Consider the following 18,544-nt stretch of genomic DNA (forward strand, 5'->3'; position numbering starts at 1 on the left):
CGGCCGCCGGGACGGGCCCCGGAACGGACGGAGCCCCGCCCCACCCGGCGGGTGGGACGGGGCTCCGACCGTGCGAGGAGGCTCAGGGCCTCTGCAGGCCCGGCGGGATGACCGACACGGCCGTCTCGTCGACGGTCGACTCGTCGGCGTCGCTCACGCGCACCGCCACCGGGTAGTCCCCGGGGGAGCGGTTCGCGCGGAAGTACGCGACGGGGCCCGTCGCGTCGTCGAACTGGCCGTCGCCGTCGAGGTCCCACTCGAAGGTGATGTCCTCACCCTCGAGGTCGTAGGACGCCGACGCGTCCAGCCGCACCCGCGAGCCCGGCTTGACGGTGTACGGCCCGCCCGCGTCGGCGACCGGCGCGGAGTCGAGGCTGATGCCGACGACGACCGGGTCGTGGTCGCTGGAGCGGTAGGCGTTCGGCTCGTACAGCGGCAGCGCGGTCGACTCCCGCTCGAACGACTGCTCGCCGGTGTCGAGCACCGTGTCGTTGTAGTCCAGCAGCGGCACCTCGTCGGCGTTGATCAGCCAGCCGCCCGCCCCGGTCACCTGCTCCGCGAGGGAGGGGGTGGCCAGCGCGTGGTCGAGGTGGCCGAGCAGGCCGTCGAACACGTACCCGTAGGACTCCAGGCCCTGGTAGCGCTCGAGCAGGTCGACGTAGCCGGCCGCCTCGAGCGTCGTGATCGGCCGCTCCTGCGAGTAGGAGTTGAGGTCGCCGATGACGAGGTAGTCGGGGTCGCCGCTGCCGGTCGGGTCGGTGGCGAGGTAGTCGGCCAGCGCCTGCGCCGCGAGGGTGCGGGTGAGGTCGCAGTTGCCGGAGCCGTCCTCGGGCGAGTCGTCGCCCGCGCCGCAGCCGGAGCCCTTGCTCTTGAAGTGGTTGACGGCGACCGTCAGCACCTCGCCCGTGGCGACCTCCTCGAAGGTCTGGATGAGCGCCGGGCGGTTCCGGTCGTCGCGGAAGCGCTCGTCGTCGGCCTGCGTGAGCAGGGCGTAGTCGCCGACGGGCGCGACCGTGGCCGTCTTGTACAGGAAGGCCTGCTTGATGGCGTCGGTGCCGATGAACCCGGTGTCGACGTAGTCGTACGTGCCCGGCGCCGTGGCGGCGTTGAGCGCGTCGACGATCTGCTGCGTGGCCTCGCCCTCGTCGTTCTGGATCTCGATGAGGCCGAACACGTCGGCGTCGATCTCCGTCAGCGCTGCGACGATCTTCGCGAGCTGGCGCTCGCGCTCGTCCTCGGAGTCCGCGCCGCGGCAGTCGTCGGTGCCGCTGGGGCCGCACGGGCCCGAGCTGCCCGACGCCGTGTCGTCGACCGTGGCGAAGTAGTTGAGCACGTTGAAGCTCGCGACGGTCAGGCGCCCGCCCACCTCGTCCGGCTCGGCCGGACGCGGGTTGGCCCGCTCGAAGGTGTAGTCCAGCCCCGGCACGGGCCGGAGCTTCCACTCGCCGAAGGAGTACTCCATGACGCCGGTGAGCCCGGTGACGGTGTCGCCGCCGCGCACGTAGTTCTCGGTGCTGAAGCCGGGCGTCGGGTAGTAGTACGGCTCGTTGTCCAGCGGCCCGCTCGTCGCGTCGTTCTGGTCGTTGCTGTCGTCGTCGAGCACGATGCGACGGGTCGCGAGGTCGGCGAGGAAGGCCTCGTAGCCCTCGACCGTCGGGGTGTCGGTCTGGGTGTACTGGTACTCCCGCTCGTCGGCGGTCAGCACGATCGACCCGAAGCGCGCGAGCTCGAAGTACTCGCTGACCGCGAGGGTCGTGGTGATGGTCGTGACCATGCCCTCGACGGCCTCGAAGGTCGCCGGGTCCGCGGTGGACCCGGACGCCGGCAGGGTGACCGTCGCGGCGCTGGGCAGCGGCAGGCCGGAGTCGAGCACCTCGATGCTGCCCGCGGTCGCGTCGACCTGGGTGCTGTCGTTGAACTCGGCGACGGTGCCGACGACCTGCACGAGGTCGCCCGCGGCGAGGTCGGCCGGGCACAGCGCGCGGCAGAACACGTACACGCCCTCGGAGGTGGCGGGGTCGCCGTCGGCGTCCGCGTCCTCCTCCTGCACGAAGAAGCCGTCGAGCACGTCGCGGCTGGTGATGAGCGAGGTGACGACCGCCTCGACCTGGACCTCCTGGCCGACGAGCGGCGAGGCGTCCCCGCTGCCCTGGACGGTGGAGACGAGGCTCGTGGTGAGGGGCGCGAGCACCTCGACCGTCACGGTGCACGTCGCCTGCTCGCCGTCGTCGGCCGTGGCGGTCACGACGACGTCGTAGGTGCCGACCGCCGTGGTGCCGGCCACGGCGAGGGTCGCGGTGGCGGCCTCGCCGGCGGCGGACGGCGCGGTGGACCCCTCGAGCGTGATGCCCGCGACCGGGTCCGACGTGATCGCCAGGGTGTCGACGCCGTTGTCCGCGTCGGTGGCGGAGACCTCCGACGAGGCCGCCTCACCGGTCCGCGTGGACACGGTCGCCTCGCACGTCAGCGCGGGCGGACCGCCCTCGACGGGACCGGCGTCGTGGCTGCCGAGGCCGTCGAAGGTGTTGGTCTCGTAGCCGTCCCACTGCACGGCCGGGTCGAACGGGTCGCTGCCGTCGGGGTCGCCTCCGTCGACGGAGGCCTTGCGGCGCAGGGTGTTGTCGGCGGTGCTCGTGAGCCCGCTGCCCCACTCGCTGCCGGGGTCGACGCCGATCTGCCCGATGACGTCCAGCGTCGTGCCGTCGCGGACGAGCGCGACGGCGTCGTCGCCGTTGAACCAGCCGGCGCCGTTGGTCTGGTCGGCCTCGTCGAGGATCTCCTGGACGGCGCTGGACTGGGCGAGGACGAACACGTCACCCGAGGCGACCGACCCCGAGAGGGGGATCGTGAGGTTCGCGGTGGTCGCGCCGTTGAAGTACACCTGGACGCTGTACTGGCTGATGTCGACGGCGGCGCCGGTGCCGTTGTAGATCTCGAGCGCCTTGTTGTTGCTCGAGCCCTCGACGTACTCGGAGAAGTACAGGTCGGTGGCGGCTGCGGCGGGCGGTGCCGCCGCGAGGGCGCCGGCGACGAGCGCGAGCGGGGTCGCGAGCGCGGCCGCGTGCCGGACGGCGCGCTGCGACGACGCGGCGCGTGGGGGTCGGTGGGTCACGAAGGGGTCCTTCCACGGATCAGGCAGTGACGCCCTGAACCTAAGCCGACCGGGTGAACGGTGGCTAGACGCGACGCGACGTCGGTGTGAACCGATCGCTGCCTACCCTCGGCCTCGTGCTCCTGCTGCTGCCGCCGTCCCGCGGGCAGTCGCCGGCCCCCCGCCGCGCGCGCCCCGTCGACCTCGCCTCGCTCTCGCTGCCCGGGCTGGGCGCCGCCCGCGAGCACGTGCTCGACGCGCTCGCGGCGGTGTGCGCGCGCCCGGACGCGCCGGCCGTCCTCGGCCTCGGCCCGTCGCTGGCCGACGAGGTCGCGCGCAACACGCGGCTGCGAACCGAGCCCGCCGCCGACGCCGTGCGCGTGTACTCCGGGGTGCTGTTCGCCGCCGCGGACCTCGCGGGCGAGCGCGAGCCGATGACGGCCACCGCGCGGCGCCGGGCGCGCCGGCACGTCCTCGTCGCCTCCGGGCTGTGGGGCGTGGTGGCCCCGGGGGACCGCATCCCGGCCCACCGGCTCGGCATGGGGACCGACCTGCCCGGGACGGGTCCGCTGGCGGCGTTCTGGCGGCCGCACCTCGCGCGCGAGCTGGCCGGGCGGGGCGACGGCCTCGTCGTCGACTGCCGCTCCGCGGAGTACCAGGCCGCGTGGCGGCCCGGGCAGGGCAGCGACTGGGTGACGGTCCGCGTGCTGCAGGACGGCGCCGTGGTGTCCCACAGCGCGAAGCACGCCCGCGGGCTGCTCGCCGGGCACCTCGTGCGCCGCGCGGGCCGGGTGCCGACCACGCCGCAGGGCCTCGTCCGCGCCGCGGCCGAGCGGTTCGGCGCGGAGTCCGTCGACCTCGCCCGCACCGGCCGTTCGTGGCGCCTGGACGTCCACCTGGGTGGCGCCACCGGGTGACGCGGGCCGCCGGCCTCAGGACGCCTCCTCCGCTGCCGACTGCGGCAGACGTCGGAGGGAGGTCGCGGTGGTGCCGTCTCGTGCGCCGTCCCCTGCCTCGGGCGGGGAGCCGGTCGGCCAGCGCGCCATGGGGCGCGCGCTCGGCCTGCTCTACCTGAGCGGGTCCGCGCTCGCGCTGCTGTGGACGCTGCTGCCGCACGGCCCGACCGGCGGCGACGCGGTGGTCCGCGGCATGGCGCTGCTCGCCGCCACGCTGGGCGCGTCGCTGGCGGCCGGTGCCGCGGACCGTGCCCCGCGGTGGGTGTTCCACCTGGTGATCGGGTGCATCCAGCTCGTCATCTCCGTCGCCTTCGCCGCGGTGGGCCTCGCCGGCGCCGCCGACAACGACATCCGGCTCTTCTACCTGTGGGCGACGCCGTTCGCCGCATTCTTCTTCTCGCCCCGAGCGGCCCTGCGGCACGGGTTGTGGACCGCGACGTGCCTCGCGGTGAGCCTGTCGCTGCTGCCGGCGCCGGCCGCGGTGCAGCTGCGCGTGTGGTTGATGACGGCGGGGACGCTCGCGGCGGTCGGCCTGCTCGTCGGGGCCGTCGCCGCCAAGGTGCACGCCGCGCACGCCGCGCTGCAGCACGCCGCGTGGCACGACGGCCTGTCGGGCCTGGCCAACCGCGGGCTGTTCGAGCGGCGGGTGAACGAGCTGCTCCGGCGACGCGACGCCCTCGGCGGTGCGGTCCACGTGCTGCTCGTCGACCTCGACCGGTTCAAGCTCGTCAACGACACCTACGGCCACCACACCGGTGACGCGCTCATCGTCGCGGTCTCGCAGCGGCTGCGGGCGCGCCTGCCCGCCTCGGCGACCATCGCCCGCATGGGCGGCGACGAGTTCGCCGTCGTCGTCGCGTCCGGCGTCGGCCCGGACGACGTGGCGGAGGACGTCGAGCCCGACCGGGTGCTCGCCGCGCTCACGAGCGCGTGGCACGCCCCCGTCCGCGTGGGCGTCACGAGCCTGCCGGTGTCCGGGACGGTCGGCGTCGTGACCGCGACCGCGCCCGGACGCACGGCGGAGAGCCTGCTCCGCGACGCGGACGTCGCGCTGTACCGCGCCAAGCACACCGCCCGCGGGACGGTGCGCCGTTTCGACGGGGCGCTGCGGGAGGAGGTCGAGCGGCGGGCCCGCATCGACGCCGAGCTCGGCGGCGCGCTCGAGCGCGGCGAGCTGAGGGTCGCCTACCAGCCCGTCGTCGACCTCGTGCGGGAGCGCACCGGGCACGTGGAGGCGCTCGCGCGCTGGAGCACGCCGACGCTCGGCGAGGTGCCGCCCGCGGAGTTCGTGGCGGTCGCGGAGGAGAATCGGCTCATCGGCGCGGTCGGGCAGGTCGTGCTCGAGCGGGCGGCCGGTGACCTGGCCGCCTGGCGGGCGGTCGGGCACGTCGACGACGACTTCGGGGTGGCGGTCCACGTGTCGGCCGGTCAGCTCGACGAGGACTTCCCGGGCCTCGTCGAGGGCGTCCTGCGACGGCACCGGCTGCCCGGCCGCGTCCTGCACCTGGAGGTCACCGAGTCCGCCGTCGTCGGCGGCACGGCCGGCGTCGCGGGCGAGGTGCTCGCGCGGGTGCGGGCGCTCGGCGTCCGCGTCGCGCTCGACGACTTCGGCACGGGCTTCTCCTCGCTGTCGTACCTGCAGCGCCTCCCGCTCGACACGCTCAAGGTGGACCGTTCCTTCGTCGCCGAGCTCGGCGGACCCGCCCCGCGCACCGGGCTGGTGGCGGCGGTGCTCGACCTCGCCCGCGGCCTCGACCTGGACGTGGTCGCCGAGGGTGTCGAGACCGCCGAGCAGGCCGACCGGCTGCGGGCGCTCGGGGTGCGCTGGGCGCAGGGCCGGCTGTTCGGCCGGCCCGTGCCGGCCGAGGAGCTCCTCGCCCACCTGGCGGGTGGGCGGACGGTCCCCGTGCCGCGCGCGGGCGGCTGAGCGGTGAGGACCGCCGTCACTCCTGCAGGCGCCGTCGCAGCAGGTCGGCGAGGTCGGCCTGCTCCCCGTCGCGGGCGCCGCGACCCACGACGAGCGGCGGGTCGCTGGGGGCGACGGTCGTGCCCGTGAGGCGCTCGCGCAGGCCACCGCCGGCCCGCAGCACGTAGTAGCGCCCGTCGGTGTCGACCGCGACGACGCGGCTGCGCGTGAGGTACCAGCCGACGAGGCCCGTGCGGTAGCGGCCGCGACCGCCCGGGCCGGGCGCCACGAGCGGCTCCGGGGCCACGCCGCGCCGGCCCGCCTCGGCGACGAAGCCGTCGATGAGCTCCTGCGCGCGGGCGGACTCGGCCGCGGCGGCGCGCTCGGCGGCCGCGGCCCTCGCCTCGACCGCGCGGGCCCGCTCCGCGCGCCACGCCTCCTGCTCCCCGGCCACCGCGCCACGGTAGGTGCGAGGCTGGGGGCGTGCTCGTCGTCGACGTCGCGAACGTGCTGGGCGCCCGGCCGGACGGCTGGTGGCGGGACCGCGCCGGGGCCACGGCGCGCCTCCTCGCGCGCGTGGCCGCCGCGACCGCGGACCTCGGCGACGTCGTCGCGGTCCTGGAGGGGCGGGCGAGGGCGGCGACCCTGCCGGACGACGCGCCCGGCGCCTCCCGGCTCACGCTCGTGCGGGCGGCCGGGTCCGGCGACGACGCGGTCGTGGCCGTGAGCGCGCAGCACCCCGGCGCGACGGTCGTGACCGCCGACCGGGGCCTGCGCGCCCGGCTCGAGCCGGCCACCCCGGTCGTCGGACCGGGGTGGCTGCTCGAGCGGCTCGGGTGAGGCCGGGTCGCTGCCGCCTCAGGCGGGCAGCACCTGGATGCACGCCGGGCGCGGACCGGCGAACACGCCGTCGTACGGGAACGCGGAACGGGGGTTCTCGTAGCTCGCGCCACCGAGGTCCCCGGGGTGCTGCACCGCCACGAGCACGTAGCCGTCGCGGGCCTTGACCTGCGGCCCGCACGTCTCCGCGCCGGTCGGCACGGCGAGGAACTGCTGGACGCGCCCGCGCTCGGGACCCTCGACCGGCACGAGGAACAGCCCGTCGTTGTAGTTGATCGTGCCGGGCTGGCCGTCGGTCGACACCCACAGGTTGCCGGCGTCGTCGAACGCGACGTTGTCCGGGCAGCTGATGGGGCTCACCGGACCGTCCCAGCCGCCGAAGTACGTCGTGACGGTCGGGTCCTCCGGGTCACCGCACAGCAGGAGGATGTTCCACGTGAACGACGTGCCGGTCGCGTCGTCGCCGTCCTCGCGCAGCTCGATGACGTGGCCGTCCTTGTTGTTCGGGCGCGGGTTCGGCTCGTCGACCTGCGCGCCGGTGCGGCGGGTGTTGTTCGTGCACGCCATGTACACGTAGCCGGTGACGGGGCTCGGCTCGACGTCCTCCGGCCGGTCCATGCCCGTGGCGCCGACCGCGTCGGCGGCCAGGCGCGTGTAGACGAGGACCTCCTCGGCGGTGAAGCCCGGCACCATCGAGCGGCCGTCGACGTACAGCGGCAGCCACTCGCCCGTGCCGTCGTAGTCACCCTCGGCGATGCCCTCGCCGTCGCCGTGGAACTTCGCGACGTACAGGTCGCCGTCGCTCAGCAGCGTCTTGTTGTGACGTCGCGCCGCCTGCGACGGGCCGGGACGGAAGGTGTCGCGGGACACGAACTTGTAGAGGTAGTCGAAGCGGTTGTCGTCGCCGGAGTAGGCGACGGCGTGGCCGGACGCCGCGATCGTGACGTGGGCGCCCTCGTGCTTGAAGCGGCCCATCGCCGTGTGCTTGACCGGGGCCTCGTCCGGCGCCTCCGGGTCGACCTCGACGACCCAGTTGAAGCGGTTCGGCTCGTTGCGGGTCCCGGCGTTCGACAGGTCGAACCGGTCCTGCACCGCGCCCCAGCCGCGACCGGCGGTGTTCAGCCCGTAGCGCGCCTCGCGCGCCGTCGGGTCGGGGGCGCCGGTGAAGTACTGGTCGACGTTCTCCTCGCCGGACAGCACCGTGCCCCACGGGGTGGTCGACCCGGCGCAGTTGTTGAGCGTGCCGTACACGCGCGTGCCCGTCGGGTCCTCGCTCGTGCGCAGCAGCGGGCTGCCGGCGGCGGGCCCGTCGAGCACGAACTCGGTGTCGAGGGTGATGCGGCGGTTGAACGGCGAGCGGCGCAGCGGCTGCCACGCGGCGTCCTTGCCGCGGCGGCGGACCTCGACCACGGACATGCCGTGGGCGTACATCGCCGTCTCGAGGTCGAGCAGCCGCTGCGCGGGGTCGCTCGTCGCGGGGAACATGAGCTCGTCGTTCGTGTACTCGTGGTTGGCGACGAGCAGGCCCCGGTTGCCGTTGCCGCGGAACGGCACGACGTCGAGGTAGTCGTTGTTGTAGCCGAACTGCTTCTTCTGGGCCTCGGGCGTCTGGTGGGCCGGGTCCCACGCGGGCGCGTCGGCCTCGACCGGGTCGCCCCAGGCGATGATCGTCTCCCAGCGCCAGCCGTCCGGGACGGTGACGGCGTCGACGGTGTTGCCGACCGGAGCGATGGGGGAGAAGGCGAGCGAGCCGGAGCGCGCGGCGGCGCCCCTGCCCTTCGGTGCGGCGGCGGCGGGCGCGATGCCGGACAGCGCGGCGAGCGCGGCGCCGGCGGCGGAGCCGGCGAGGACCGAGCGGCGCGAGGTGCGGCGGGCCAGGGCGCGGCGGGCGACGTCGACGAAGCGCTCGTTGCCGCTGGTGTTCTCGTCCGGCCGGGCGCAGGCGTCGGCGCACTTCCAGTGGCAGACGCTCGCGCTGCGCGAGCCGTGGGTCTGGCCCAGCATGGGCAGGAGCGGACGTCGTTCGGGCGTGAGAGTCACGAGGAGTCCTCCGTGAGCGGGGTGCGGACGCCCGCGAACGTAGGCGCGCCCCGCGACCGGGAGGCGACGTGCCGGTGACGCCTCGGCCAACACCAGGTGCGGCGGAGTTAACCAGCCGGGCGTGACGTATTTCGGCCGTCAGGTCGTCAGGTCGCGGTGGTGGCGCGCGCCGCGCGCGCCTGCGCCCGACCCCGGCTGCTCGTGCGCAGGCCGTCGACGCTCAGCACGACGAGCGCCACCCACACGAGCGCGAAGCCCGAGAGCCGCAGCGGCGGCAGCGCCTCGCCGAACACGAGCGTGCCGATGAGCAGCTGCATGACGGGCGTGACGTACTGCAGGAGCCCGATCGTCGACAGCGGCACGCGGCGGGCGGCGGCCGCGAAGAGCAGCAGCGGGGCGGCGGTGAGGGCGCCGGAGGCCACGAGCAGGACGGTGTGCCACCCGCTCACCGAGGTGACGGTGCCCTCGCCCGTCCACTGCAGCCACACGATGACGGCGAGCGCCGGGGGAGCGAGGACGGCGGTCTCGACCGTCAGCCCGGGCAGCGCCCCGACCCCGCGCCCGACGAGGTTCTTCAGCAGCCCGTAGCTGCCGAAGCTCGCCGCGAGGGCGAGCGCGATCCACGGCGGGCGGCCGAAGTCGACGGTGAGCACCGCGACGGCCGCGCCCGCGATCCCGACGGCGACCCACTGCGGTCGGCGCAGCCGCTCGCGCAGGAGCAGCACCCCGAGCAGCACCGACACCAGCGGGTTGATGAAGTACCCGAGCGAGGTCTCCACGACCTGCTCGGTGTTGACCGCCCAGATGAAGACGCCCCAGTTGACGCTGATCGTGGCGGCGGCGGCCGCGAGCACGAGCAGCTGGCGGCCGGTGAGCCGGCGCAGCGCCGCCCACGAGCGGGTGAGCGCGATGACGAGCAGGCACGTGAGCAGCGACCACACGATGCGGTGGACGACGATCTCCACCGCGCCGGCGGACTCCAGCAGCCGGAAGTACAGGGGGAACAGCCCCCACATGCCGTACGCGCCGAGGGCCAGCAGGACGCCGGTGCGGTCGCTCACCCCGGCGCGGTCGCTCACGCCGGCACGACGCGCGTGGAGATCGTCTCGGGGACGGCGGCGAGCGCGGCGAGCACGCCCTCGGGCAGGCGGCCCGCGGGACAGCCGGTGTCGGTGACGGCGTAGCCGACGGCGCCGCGCGTGCTCAGCAGCTGCCCCTCGATGTTGACGCCGTGCTCGGCGAGTAGCTGGTTGACGCGCGCCATCGCGCCGGGGACGTTGTGGTGCAGGTGGGTCACCCGCACGGTGCCGGGACGGTCGTCCATCGTGATCTGCGGCAGGTTGACGCTGAGGGTGGTCGTGCCTGCCAGCGCGTAGTCGCGCAGCTTGCCCGCGGTGAAGCGGCCGATGTCCTGCTGGGCCTCGGCCGTGGACCCGGCGACGTGCGGGGTGAGGATGACGTTGCGGAGCCCTCGCAGCTCGGAGTCGAACGGGTCGCCCTTGCGCCGGGGCTCGCTGGGGAACACGTCGACCGCGGCGCCGGCGATGTGGCCGGACTCCACGTGGCGGCGCAGCGCGGCGTAGTCGACGACGAAGCCGCGGGACAGGTTGAGGAAGATGCTGCGCGGCCGCATGGCGGCGAACTGGGCGGCGCCGAACATGCCGGCGTTCCCGTCGCGGCCGTCGACGTGCAGCGTGACGGTGTCGGCCTCGGCGAGGAGCTCGTCGAGGCTCGCGCACGCGCGCGCGTTGCCGAGCGCGAGCTTCTCGGTGGTGTCGTAGAAGAGCACCCGCATGCCGAGGGCCTCGGCGACCACCGACAGCTGGCTGCCGATGTTGCCGTAGCCGACGATGCCGAGCGTGCGCCCGCGGACCTCGTGGGCGCCGTCGGCGGACTTGTCCCACACGCCGGCGTGCATCTGGTCGTCGCGCTCGGTGAGGCGGCGCGCGAGCGCGATGATCTCCGCGACGGCGAGCTCGACGACGCTGCGGGTGTTGGAGAACGGCGCGTTGAACACCGCCACGCCCTGGTCGGTCGCGGCGGCGAGGTCGATCTGGTTCGTGCCGATGCAGAACGCGCCGATCGCGAGGAGGTCGTCGGTGGAGGCGAGCACCTCGCGCGTGACGTGGGTCGTGGACCGGATGCCGAGCACCTGAACGCCGGGCAGCGCCGCCTGCAGCTCGGCCGGGTCCATGGCGCCCGCGTGGGTGCGCACCTCGAAGCCGGCGGTCGAGAGCAGCTCGACGGCGTGCGGGTGGATGTTCTCCAGCAGCAGGGCGACGGGCCGGTGTGTCGGGTCGGGCACGCCGACATTGTGACGGCTGGGCCGGCACCGCCTCGACGGCGTCCGTCCGGCGGTCGCCGGCCCGGTCCTCGGCCGGGTCCGGGGGCAATGCCCGGGGTGCGCGGGGCCGGTCAGTCGCGGTCGGTGTCCGGGTGCACCGCCATGAACAGCGACACCGGGCGGCCCCCGGGCGTCGGCGGACGGCGCGCGTACTCGTCGGCGAGGGCCTGCAGCCGCTCCGCCAGCTCGGCCTGCTCCTCCGGTGACAGCCGCAGCCCGAGCCGGGCCATCGGCACGTCCTCCCCGGGCGGCACGCGGCTGACGCCGTCGATGAACGCCTGCACGAGGGTGTTCGCGTTCGCGCCGCCGTCGAGCCACCACGACTTGCCGGTGGCGCGGTAAGGCCGGGGCCGGGAGCCGCGTCGGCCGCGCTCGGCGGGCAGCGCCTCGAGGAAGCCGGTGTCGGTGAGGGTGCGGACGTGGTGCAGCACCGTCGCGGGCGCCATGCCGAGCCGCTCGGCGAGCTGGGCGTTGGTGCGCGGCTCGTCGAGGCACATCCGCAGGATGCGCAGGCGCAGGCTCGAGGCGAGCGCCCGCGCCTCGGCGTCCGTCGGGGGCCGGCGGCGCGGTGCGTCCGGGTCGAGGGCCACGGCCCCACCGTAGCGATCATCCGTTGACCGATTGACTTCTCCCAATCGGTGATGGGAGCGTCCTGCTGTGACCTCGCCGACCGACGCGTCCCGGACCCCGCCCGGTGCTGCGGGCCACGGCGGGCGGCTGCGGCGCTGGTACGCCGACAGCCTCGTGGGGCACCCGGTCGGCCGGGACTTCCGGCAGCTGTGGCTCGGCGACACCATCAGTCAGGTCGGCACCCAGGTCGGCGGCATCGCGCTGCCGCTGCTCGCCGTCACGGTGCTCGGCGCGTCCGCGTTCGAGATGGGCCTGCTCGCGACCTTCGAGAACCTCGCGTTCCTCCTCGTCGGGCTGCCCGCGGGGGCGTGGGTCGACCGCATGCGCCGACGGCAGGTGCTCATCTGGGGCGACCTGGTCCGCGGCGTCGCGCTGCTCGCGCTGCCGGTCGCGTGGTGGCTCGGGGTGCTCACGTTCCCGCTCGTCCTCGTCGTCGCCACCGTCGTCGGCGTCGCGACCGTCTTCTTCGACGTCGCCTACCAGAGCTACCTGCCCTCGCTCGTGCCGTCGGAGCGCATCAGCGAGGGCAACGCCAAGCTGCAGGTGTCGCAGTCCGCCGCCCAGGTCGCGGGACCCGGGCTCGGTGGACTGCTCGTGCGGGCCCTCGGTGCGCCGCTCGTGATCCTGCTCGACGCGCTGTCGTTCCTCGGCTCGATCGTGTTCACGCTGCGCATCCGGCACCGGGAGGACCCCCCGTCGCGCGCCGACCGCCGCCCGCTGCACGTCGAGGTCGGCGAGGGCCTCCGGTTCGTGGCCCGGCAGCCGCTCCTGCGGCGCATCGTCGCGACGACGGCGACGTCGAACTTCGCCAGCAACATCGGCGGCGCGCTGCTCGTGCTCTACGTGGTCCGCGACCTCGGCATGTCAGAGGCGGAGCTCGGGCTCGTGCTCAGCGTCGGGGCCGTCGGCGGGCTCGTGGGCGCGTTCGTCTCCGGCCTCGTCATCCGGGTGGTCGGCGAGGGGCGCAGCATCGCGCTGTCGATCGTCCCGGCCTCGGCCGCGGCGGCCCTCGTGCCGCTGGCCGCCGGGCAGGACCGGGCGGTCGCCTTCGCGCTGCTCGCGGTGTCGATGGCGGTGTACGGCTTCGGCGTCGTCGTCTACAACGTCGCGCAGGTGTCGTTCCGTCAGCGGCTGTGCCCGCGTCCGCTGCTGGGGCGCATGAACGCCTCGGTGCGCTTCGTCGTGTGGGGCGTCATGCCCCTCGGCGCCTTCCTCGGCGGCGTCATCGGCTCACAGGCCGGGGTGCTGACGGCCCTGTGGGTCGGGGTGGCGGTCGAGGCGCTCGCGGTGCTGCCGGTGCTCCTGAGCCCGCTCGTGCGCATGCGCGACCTGCCCCGCGAGCTCGACGCGCACGCCCCGCCGCCGTAGGTCTGCGTTCCTGTCGACCTGCGGCGCGTGCGTCTGCGTTCCTGTCGACGTGCGGCGCCGCCACGACTGTCGCGCCGACTCCCGTTGACAGGCCGCGCAGGCGGGGCAGAGTGGGGTGAGGTCGGCGCCGACCCGTGCGTCGACCCGTCGAAGGGAGACCCCATGCGCACCCTCACCAGCACCGCGCTCGCCGGTGGCGTCGTCGCCGCTGCCGTCCTCGGGATCGGCGCCGCGCCGGCCTCGGCGGACCACGTCCACTTCCGCGTCCTCGGTAACGGCGACTGCGTGCTGCTCGCCGCGAACGGCGGCGAGAAGGAGGTGCAGCTGCCGAACGCGGACGGCTTCGCGGACAACCGAAAGCACCCCCTGCACGTCAAGGTGCACCTCGGCACGCCTGGTACGAAGGGCCAGATCTACGTCGCCTACCCGGCCTCCGGTGAGCTGACGGCGGAGGCCGTCGAGCTGTGCGGTGGGGAGTTCGTCAACGGCTGACGCTGTCGGCCGGTCTCACACCGTCCAGGTGTCCTGACCGGCGAGCAGCGCGTCGAGGTCGGCGTCGGTCGCGGGTCCGCCCGCGGCCGACACCGCCGCGTCGACCTGCGCCCGGACCAGGTCGTCGTACGCGGGCCGCGCGACCGACCGGAACACCCCGACGGGCACGTGACCCATGGCGGTGTCGTCCAGGCGCGACAGGGCGAACGCCGCCGACGGGTCCTCCGCAGTGGGGTCGTGGACGACGGGCGTCCGTCCGGCCGCCTCGGCGGCCGAGCGCGACACGACCTCGACGCCGCCCCCGTCCAGGCGCGGCACGACGACCTGCGAGCGACCGTCCGGCCCGCCGAACGTGACCTCCTCGCCGGCCGCGAGGCGCACGAGCCGGGCCGCCGCCTCGTCCTTGTCCTTGAGCACGTCGAAGGCGCCGTCGTTGAAGATCGGGCAGTTCTGGTAGATCTCGACGAAGGAGGTGCCGCGGTGCTCCGCGGCCTGCCGCAGCACGTCGGTGAGGTGGGCGCGGTCGGAGTCCAGCGTCCGCGCGACGAACGTCGCCTCGGCGCCGAGCGCGAGCGAGACCGGGTTGAACGGCCCATCGACGCTACCCGCCGGGGTCGACTTCGTCACCTTGCCGGTCTCCGACGTGGGCGAGTACTGCCCCTTCGTCAGCCCGTAGATGCGGTTGTTGAACAGCAGCACCGTGATGTTGAGGTTGCGGCGCATGGTGTGCAGCAGGTGCCCGGCGCCGATCGACAGGCCGTCGCCGTCACCGGTCACGACCCACACGTCGAGGTCCGGGCGGGACACCGCGAGCCCCGTCGCGAAGGTCGGGGCGCGGCCGTGGATGGAGTGCACGCCGTACGTGTCGAGGTAGTACGGGAAGCGCGAGGAGCACCCGATGCCGGAGACGAAGACGATGTTCTCCCGCTTCACCCCGAGGTCGGGCAGGAAGCCCTGCACCGCGGCGAGCACGGCGTAGTCCCCGCAGCCGGGGCACCAGCGCACCTCGTTGTTGGCGACGAAGTCCTTGCGGGTGAGGCTCTCGCCCTCCGCCAGGGAGGGCACGCCGCGCAGGCCCTGGCCCGGGCCCACCTGCGACGGGGACGGCAGTCCGAGGTCGATGCTCATGCGGGGCTCCCCTGGGGCAGTCGGGTGCCGGCCGTGCCGTTGGTGCGCGAGGGTCCGCGCCCGTCGGGACGGCGCGGGGCGTGGCGGACGGCGTCGGCGATGGCCCGCTCGAGCTCACCGGAGGTGAACGGCAGGCCGCGGACGGAGGTGTGGCTCTCGACGTCGACGAGGTAGCGCGCGCGCAGCAGCAGCGCGAGCTGCCCGAGGTTCATCTCGGGCACGAGCACGCGGGGGTAGGAGCGCAGCACGTCGCCGAGGTCGGCCGGGAACGGGTTGAGGTGGCGCAGGTGGGCCTGCGCGACGCGGGCCCCACCACGGCGGGCGGCGCGCACCGCGGCGCTGATGGGCCCGAAGGTCGAGCCCCAGCCGAGCACGAGCAGGTCCGCGCCCTCGCCGCCGTGCGAGCCGTCGGCCCACGGGTCGTCGACCTCGACGTCGGGAACGTCGACCCCGTCGACCTTCGCCGCCCGCAGCCGGACCATGCGGTCGTGGTTGTCGGGGTCGTAGCTGATCTCACCGGTGCCGTCGGCCTTCTCCAGGCCGCCGATGCGGTGCGCGAGACCGGGCGTGCCGGGCACCGCCCAGGGACGGGCGAGCGTGCCGGGGTTCCGCGAGTACGGCCGGAAGTGCTCCTCCTCCGGCACGTCGTCGGCGCTGGCGAAGCGGGTCCGGATGCGCGGCAGGTCCGCCACCGACGGCAGCCGCCACGGCTCGGAGCCGTTGGCGAGGTAGCCGTCGGACAGCAGCACGACCGGTGTCATGTAGGTGAGCGCGATCCGGGCGGCCTCGTGGGCGGCGTCGAAGCAGTCCGCGGGCGTCGAGGCGGCGACGACCGGCAGCGGGGCCTCGCCGTGACGGCCGAACAGCGCCTGGAGCAGGTCCGCCTGCTCGGTCTTGGTCGGCAGGCCGGTGGACGGTCCGCCGCGCTGCACGTCGACGAGCACGAGCGGCAGCTCGAGCGCGACGGCGAGGCCGAGCATCTCCGCCTTGAGCGACAGGCCCGGCCCGGACGTCGTGGTCACTCCGAGCGCGCCGCCGTAGGCCGCGCCCAGCGCCGCGCCGATCCCGGCGATCTCGTCCTCGGCCTGCAGCGTCGTGACGCCGTAGCGCTTGAGCCCGGACAGCGTGTGGAGGATGTCGGAGGCCGGCGTGATGGGGTACGAGCCGAGCACGAGCGGCAGGCGCGCGGTGTGCGCGGCCGCGACGAGGCCGTAGGCGAGCGCCGTGTTGCCCGTGACGTTGCGGTACGTGCCGGCGGCCGCCGGCGCGGGCGCGACCTCGTAGCGCACGGCGAAGGTCTCCGTCGTCTCGCCGAAGGACCAGCCGGCCTCCAGCGCCCGCAGGTTCGCCTCGAGGATCGCCGGCCGGCGGCCGAACTTCTGCTCGAGGAAGCGTCGCGTGCCGTCGGTCGGCCGGGAGTAAAGCCACGACAGCAGGCCGAGGGCGAACATGTTCGTCGAGCGCTCGGCGTCCTTGCGGCCGAGGCCGAGCTCGGCGAGCGCCTCGACCGTCATCGACGTGAGCGGGACGGCGTGCACCCGGTAGGACTCCAGCGAGCCGTCCTCCAGCGGGTTGGAGGCGAAGCCGACCTTGGACAGGGCCCGCTTGGTGAAGGCGTCGGAGTCGGCGACGACGGTCGCGCCGTGCGGCAGGTCCGGCAGGTTCGCCTTGAGGGCGGCGGGGTTCATGGCGACGAGGACGTCGGGCGCGTCGCCCGGGGTGAGGACGTCGTGGTCGGCGAACTGCACCTGGAAGCTCGAGACGCCGGGCAGGGTGCCGGCGGGGGCGCGGATCTCCGCGGGGAAGTTCGGCAGGGTCGCGAGGTCGTTGCCGAGGGCTGCGGTCTCGGCCGTGAACCGGTCGCCGGTCAGCTGCATCCCGTCGCCGGAGTCACCCGCGAAGCGGATGACGACGTGGTCGAGCGGGGTGGACTCGGTCGACGCGGTGGGCGCGGTGGGCATGTGGGGGGAATTACCTCTCGTCGGTATGACCCAATGGTAAGAGCCTCACCATGCCGGTGCTTCCCCGCGGCGTCCCGCGCGGGCGTGAGGTGTGCCGCAACCGGGGGGGCCGTTCGCCGACGGCGAGACAGCAAGCCTTGCGTCTTGCTACACAGCAAGGAAAGTTCACGGGCTTTACGAAACGCGGAACGGCTGAGGCACGGCAGGCCGTTCACCGGGAGAGTAGGTGCCCGAGCGACACCCGGGTGCACTGGACGTACGGGAGCGAGGAACGGTGCTGCAGCGCCACAACCACAACAACGGGCTCAAGACGGCTCTCCTCTTCGGCGCCATCTGGGGGCTGCTGCTCCTCGTGGGCGCCGCCGTGGCCGCGTGGGTCGGCAACGCGTCGATCATGTTCCTGTTCGCTCTCATCGGCGTCGCCATGACGGCGTACGGCTACTGGAACAGCGACAAGATCGCGATCAAGGCGATGCGCGCGCAGCCGGTCACCGAGGCCCAGGCGCCGCAGATGTACCGCATCGTCCGCGAGCTCTCGACCGTCGCGCAGCAGCCGATGCCGCGGCTGTACGTGTCGCCGACGCAGGCGCCCAACGCCTTCGCGACCGGCCGCAACCCTGAGAACGCCGCCGTCTGCTGCACCACCGGCATCCTCGAGCTGCTCGACGAGCGCGAGCTGCGGGGCGTGCTCGGCCACGAGCTCATGCACGTGTACAACCGCGACATCCTCACCTCGTCGGTGGCCGCCGCGGTGGCCGGCATCATCACGTCGATCGCGCAGTTCCTGCAGTTCGGCTTCCTGTTCGGCGGCAACCGCGACAACAACGGCAACCCGCTGGCCCTCATCGGCGTGCTCGCCTCGGCGATCCTCGCGCCGATCGCCGCGAGCCTCATCCAGCTCGCCATCTCCCGCACCCGCGAGTACGACGCCGACGAGGACGGCGCCGCCCTGACCGGCGACCCGCTCGCCCTCGCCTCGGCGCTGGCCAAGATCGACGGCGCCGTCCGCCGGGCGCCGCTGCCGCCGGAGCGGCAGATCGTCAACGCCTCGCACCTGTTCATCGCCAACCCGTTCCGCGGCGGCGGGGTGAAGCAGCTGTTCGCCACGCACCCGCCCATGGAGCAGCGCATCGCCCGGCTCGAGGCGCTCGCCTACGGCGGGCCGCGGCGCTGAGCGCCCCGCACGTCCGCGCTCCGCGGGCGTTCTCCGCGTACGTGCTGACGCTGGGCGCCACGCTGCTCGGCGGCTGCACGGGCTACGACCCCGCCGAGCAGTTCGCCTCCGCCGAGGCGCGCGCGACGACGGACGTGGCCGGGGTGGCGGCCCCGGCGGACGCCCAGCGCGTCGAGGTCGTGCGCGTGGTCGACGGCGACACGCTCGTCGTGCGCGGGGAGCCCGGTCCGGTGCTGCCGGACGGCGGGGAGGAACGCGTCCGCCTGCTGCTCGTCGACACCCCCGAGGTCGACGGCCCGAACGCGGAGGAGGAGTGCCTCGGACCGGAGGCGTCCGCGTTCACGACCGACCTGCTGCCCCTCGGCAGCGAGCTGCTGCTCGCGCCCGACGAGGAGCTGCTGGACCAGTACGACCGGGTGCTCGCCTACGCGTGGACGCCGGACGGGACCTTCGTCAACGAGGCGCTCGTCGCCAACGGCCTCGCGTACACCGTGTTCTTCCCGCCGAACGACGAGCACCTTGCGGTCGTGAGCGCCGCCGAGGACCGGGCCCGCGACGCGCGCCTCGGCGTGTGGGGCAGCTGCTGAGCCACGCCCGGCCGACCGCCTGACCGC

Annotated in this window: 15 protein-coding genes; 7 read left to right on the plus strand and 8 right to left on the minus strand. The window is 74.4% G+C overall.

Annotated features, from left to right (window positions below; genetic code table 11):
• Positions 1-82 precede the first annotated feature (82 nt).
• Positions 83-3,112: an ExeM/NucH family extracellular endonuclease gene (locus tag WAA21_RS07270; RefSeq protein ID WP_336922106.1), complete on the minus strand. Its 3,030-nt coding sequence runs from the start codon at positions 3,110-3,112 to the stop codon at positions 83-85.
• A 116-nt stretch (positions 3,113-3,228) separates the two neighbouring features.
• Here WAA21_RS07270 and WAA21_RS07275 point away from each other — a divergent pair, with 116 nt between their 5' ends.
• Positions 3,229-4,008: a YaaA family protein gene (locus WAA21_RS07275; protein WP_336922107.1), complete on the plus strand. Its 780-nt coding sequence runs from the start codon at positions 3,229-3,231 to the stop codon at positions 4,006-4,008.
• A 70-nt stretch (positions 4,009-4,078) separates the two neighbouring features.
• A complete protein-coding gene (locus WAA21_RS07280) occupies positions 4,079-5,974 on the plus strand; it encodes a putative bifunctional diguanylate cyclase/phosphodiesterase (protein WP_336922108.1) in 1,896 nt (631 codons plus the stop codon).
• Between the two features lie 16 nt (positions 5,975-5,990).
• On the opposite strand, the gene WAA21_RS07285 is transcribed toward WAA21_RS07280, so the two are convergent.
• On the minus strand, positions 5,991-6,407 hold the full coding sequence (locus WAA21_RS07285) for a hypothetical protein (RefSeq protein ID WP_336922109.1): 417 nt from the start codon (positions 6,405-6,407) through the stop codon (positions 5,991-5,993).
• A gap of 29 nt (positions 6,408-6,436) precedes the next feature.
• Here WAA21_RS07285 and WAA21_RS07290 point away from each other — a divergent pair, with 29 nt between their 5' ends.
• Positions 6,437-6,793: a hypothetical protein gene (locus WAA21_RS07290; protein WP_336922110.1), complete on the plus strand. Its 357-nt coding sequence runs from the start codon at positions 6,437-6,439 to the stop codon at positions 6,791-6,793.
• Between the two features lie 18 nt (positions 6,794-6,811).
• Here the strand turns inward: WAA21_RS07290 and WAA21_RS07295 are convergent, their stop codons facing one another.
• The 4 genes from WAA21_RS07295 to WAA21_RS07310 all read right to left on the minus strand — a co-directional run bounded on the left by WAA21_RS07295 (position 6,812) and on the right by WAA21_RS07310 (position 11,767).
• The gene (locus WAA21_RS07295) at positions 6,812-8,797 is read right to left on the minus strand and encodes a PhoX family protein (protein ID WP_336922111.1); all 1,986 of its coding nucleotides are present in this window, start codon (positions 8,795-8,797) and stop codon (positions 6,812-6,814) included.
• A gap of 182 nt (positions 8,798-8,979) precedes the next feature.
• The gene (rarD, locus tag WAA21_RS07300; protein ID WP_336922112.1) at positions 8,980-9,912 is read right to left on the minus strand and encodes an EamA family transporter RarD; all 933 of its coding nucleotides are present in this window, start codon (positions 9,910-9,912) and stop codon (positions 8,980-8,982) included.
• Positions 9,909-11,138 carry a phosphoglycerate dehydrogenase gene (gene serA / locus WAA21_RS07305; RefSeq protein ID WP_336922113.1) on the minus strand — a complete coding sequence of 410 codons (1,230 nt, stop codon included), beginning with the start codon at positions 11,136-11,138 and terminating at the stop codon, positions 9,909-9,911. The genes rarD and serA overlap by 4 nt, the downstream gene beginning before the upstream one ends.
• A 110-nt stretch (positions 11,139-11,248) precedes the next feature.
• Entirely contained in the window at positions 11,249-11,767 is a 519-nt protein-coding gene (locus WAA21_RS07310; protein WP_336922114.1) for an ArsR/SmtB family transcription factor, read from the minus strand.
• A 67-nt stretch (positions 11,768-11,834) separates the two neighbouring features.
• Here WAA21_RS07310 and WAA21_RS07315 point away from each other — a divergent pair, with 67 nt between their 5' ends.
• Positions 11,835-13,175, plus strand: a complete 1,341-nt coding sequence (locus WAA21_RS07315; protein WP_336922115.1) for an MFS transporter — start codon at positions 11,835-11,837, stop codon at positions 13,173-13,175.
• Positions 13,176-13,337: 162 nt separating this feature from the next.
• A complete protein-coding gene (locus WAA21_RS07320) occupies positions 13,338-13,667 on the plus strand; it encodes a hypothetical protein (RefSeq protein ID WP_336922116.1) in 330 nt (109 codons plus the stop codon).
• Positions 13,668-13,682: 15 nt separating this feature from the next.
• On the opposite strand, the gene WAA21_RS07325 is transcribed toward WAA21_RS07320, so the two are convergent.
• Together WAA21_RS07325 and WAA21_RS07330 are read right to left on the minus strand one after the other, a co-directional pair.
• Positions 13,683-14,795, minus strand: a complete 1,113-nt coding sequence (locus WAA21_RS07325) for a 2-oxoacid:ferredoxin oxidoreductase subunit beta (RefSeq protein WP_336922117.1) — start codon at positions 14,793-14,795, stop codon at positions 13,683-13,685.
• On the minus strand, positions 14,792-16,756 hold the full coding sequence (locus WAA21_RS07330) for a 2-oxoacid:acceptor oxidoreductase subunit alpha (protein WP_336922118.1): 1,965 nt from the start codon (positions 16,754-16,756) through the stop codon (positions 14,792-14,794). The genes WAA21_RS07325 and WAA21_RS07330 overlap by 4 nt, the downstream gene beginning before the upstream one ends.
• Before the next feature lie 277 nt (positions 16,757-17,033).
• On the opposite strand from WAA21_RS07330, the gene htpX reads away from it, so the two are divergent.
• Both htpX and WAA21_RS07340 read left to right on the plus strand, forming a co-directional pair.
• Entirely contained in the window at positions 17,034-17,930 is an 897-nt protein-coding gene (gene htpX, locus WAA21_RS07335; RefSeq protein ID WP_336922156.1) for a zinc metalloprotease HtpX, read from the plus strand.
• A gap of 41 nt (positions 17,931-17,971) precedes the next feature.
• Complete coding sequence (locus WAA21_RS07340) at positions 17,972-18,517, plus strand: thermonuclease family protein (RefSeq protein ID WP_336922119.1); 546 nt, start codon at positions 17,972-17,974, stop codon at positions 18,515-18,517.
• Positions 18,518-18,544 lie beyond the last annotated feature (27 nt).

The organism is Aquipuribacter sp. SD81 (assembly GCF_037153975.1).
Lineage (GTDB): Bacteria > Actinomycetota > Actinomycetes > Actinomycetales > JBBAYJ01 > Aquipuribacter.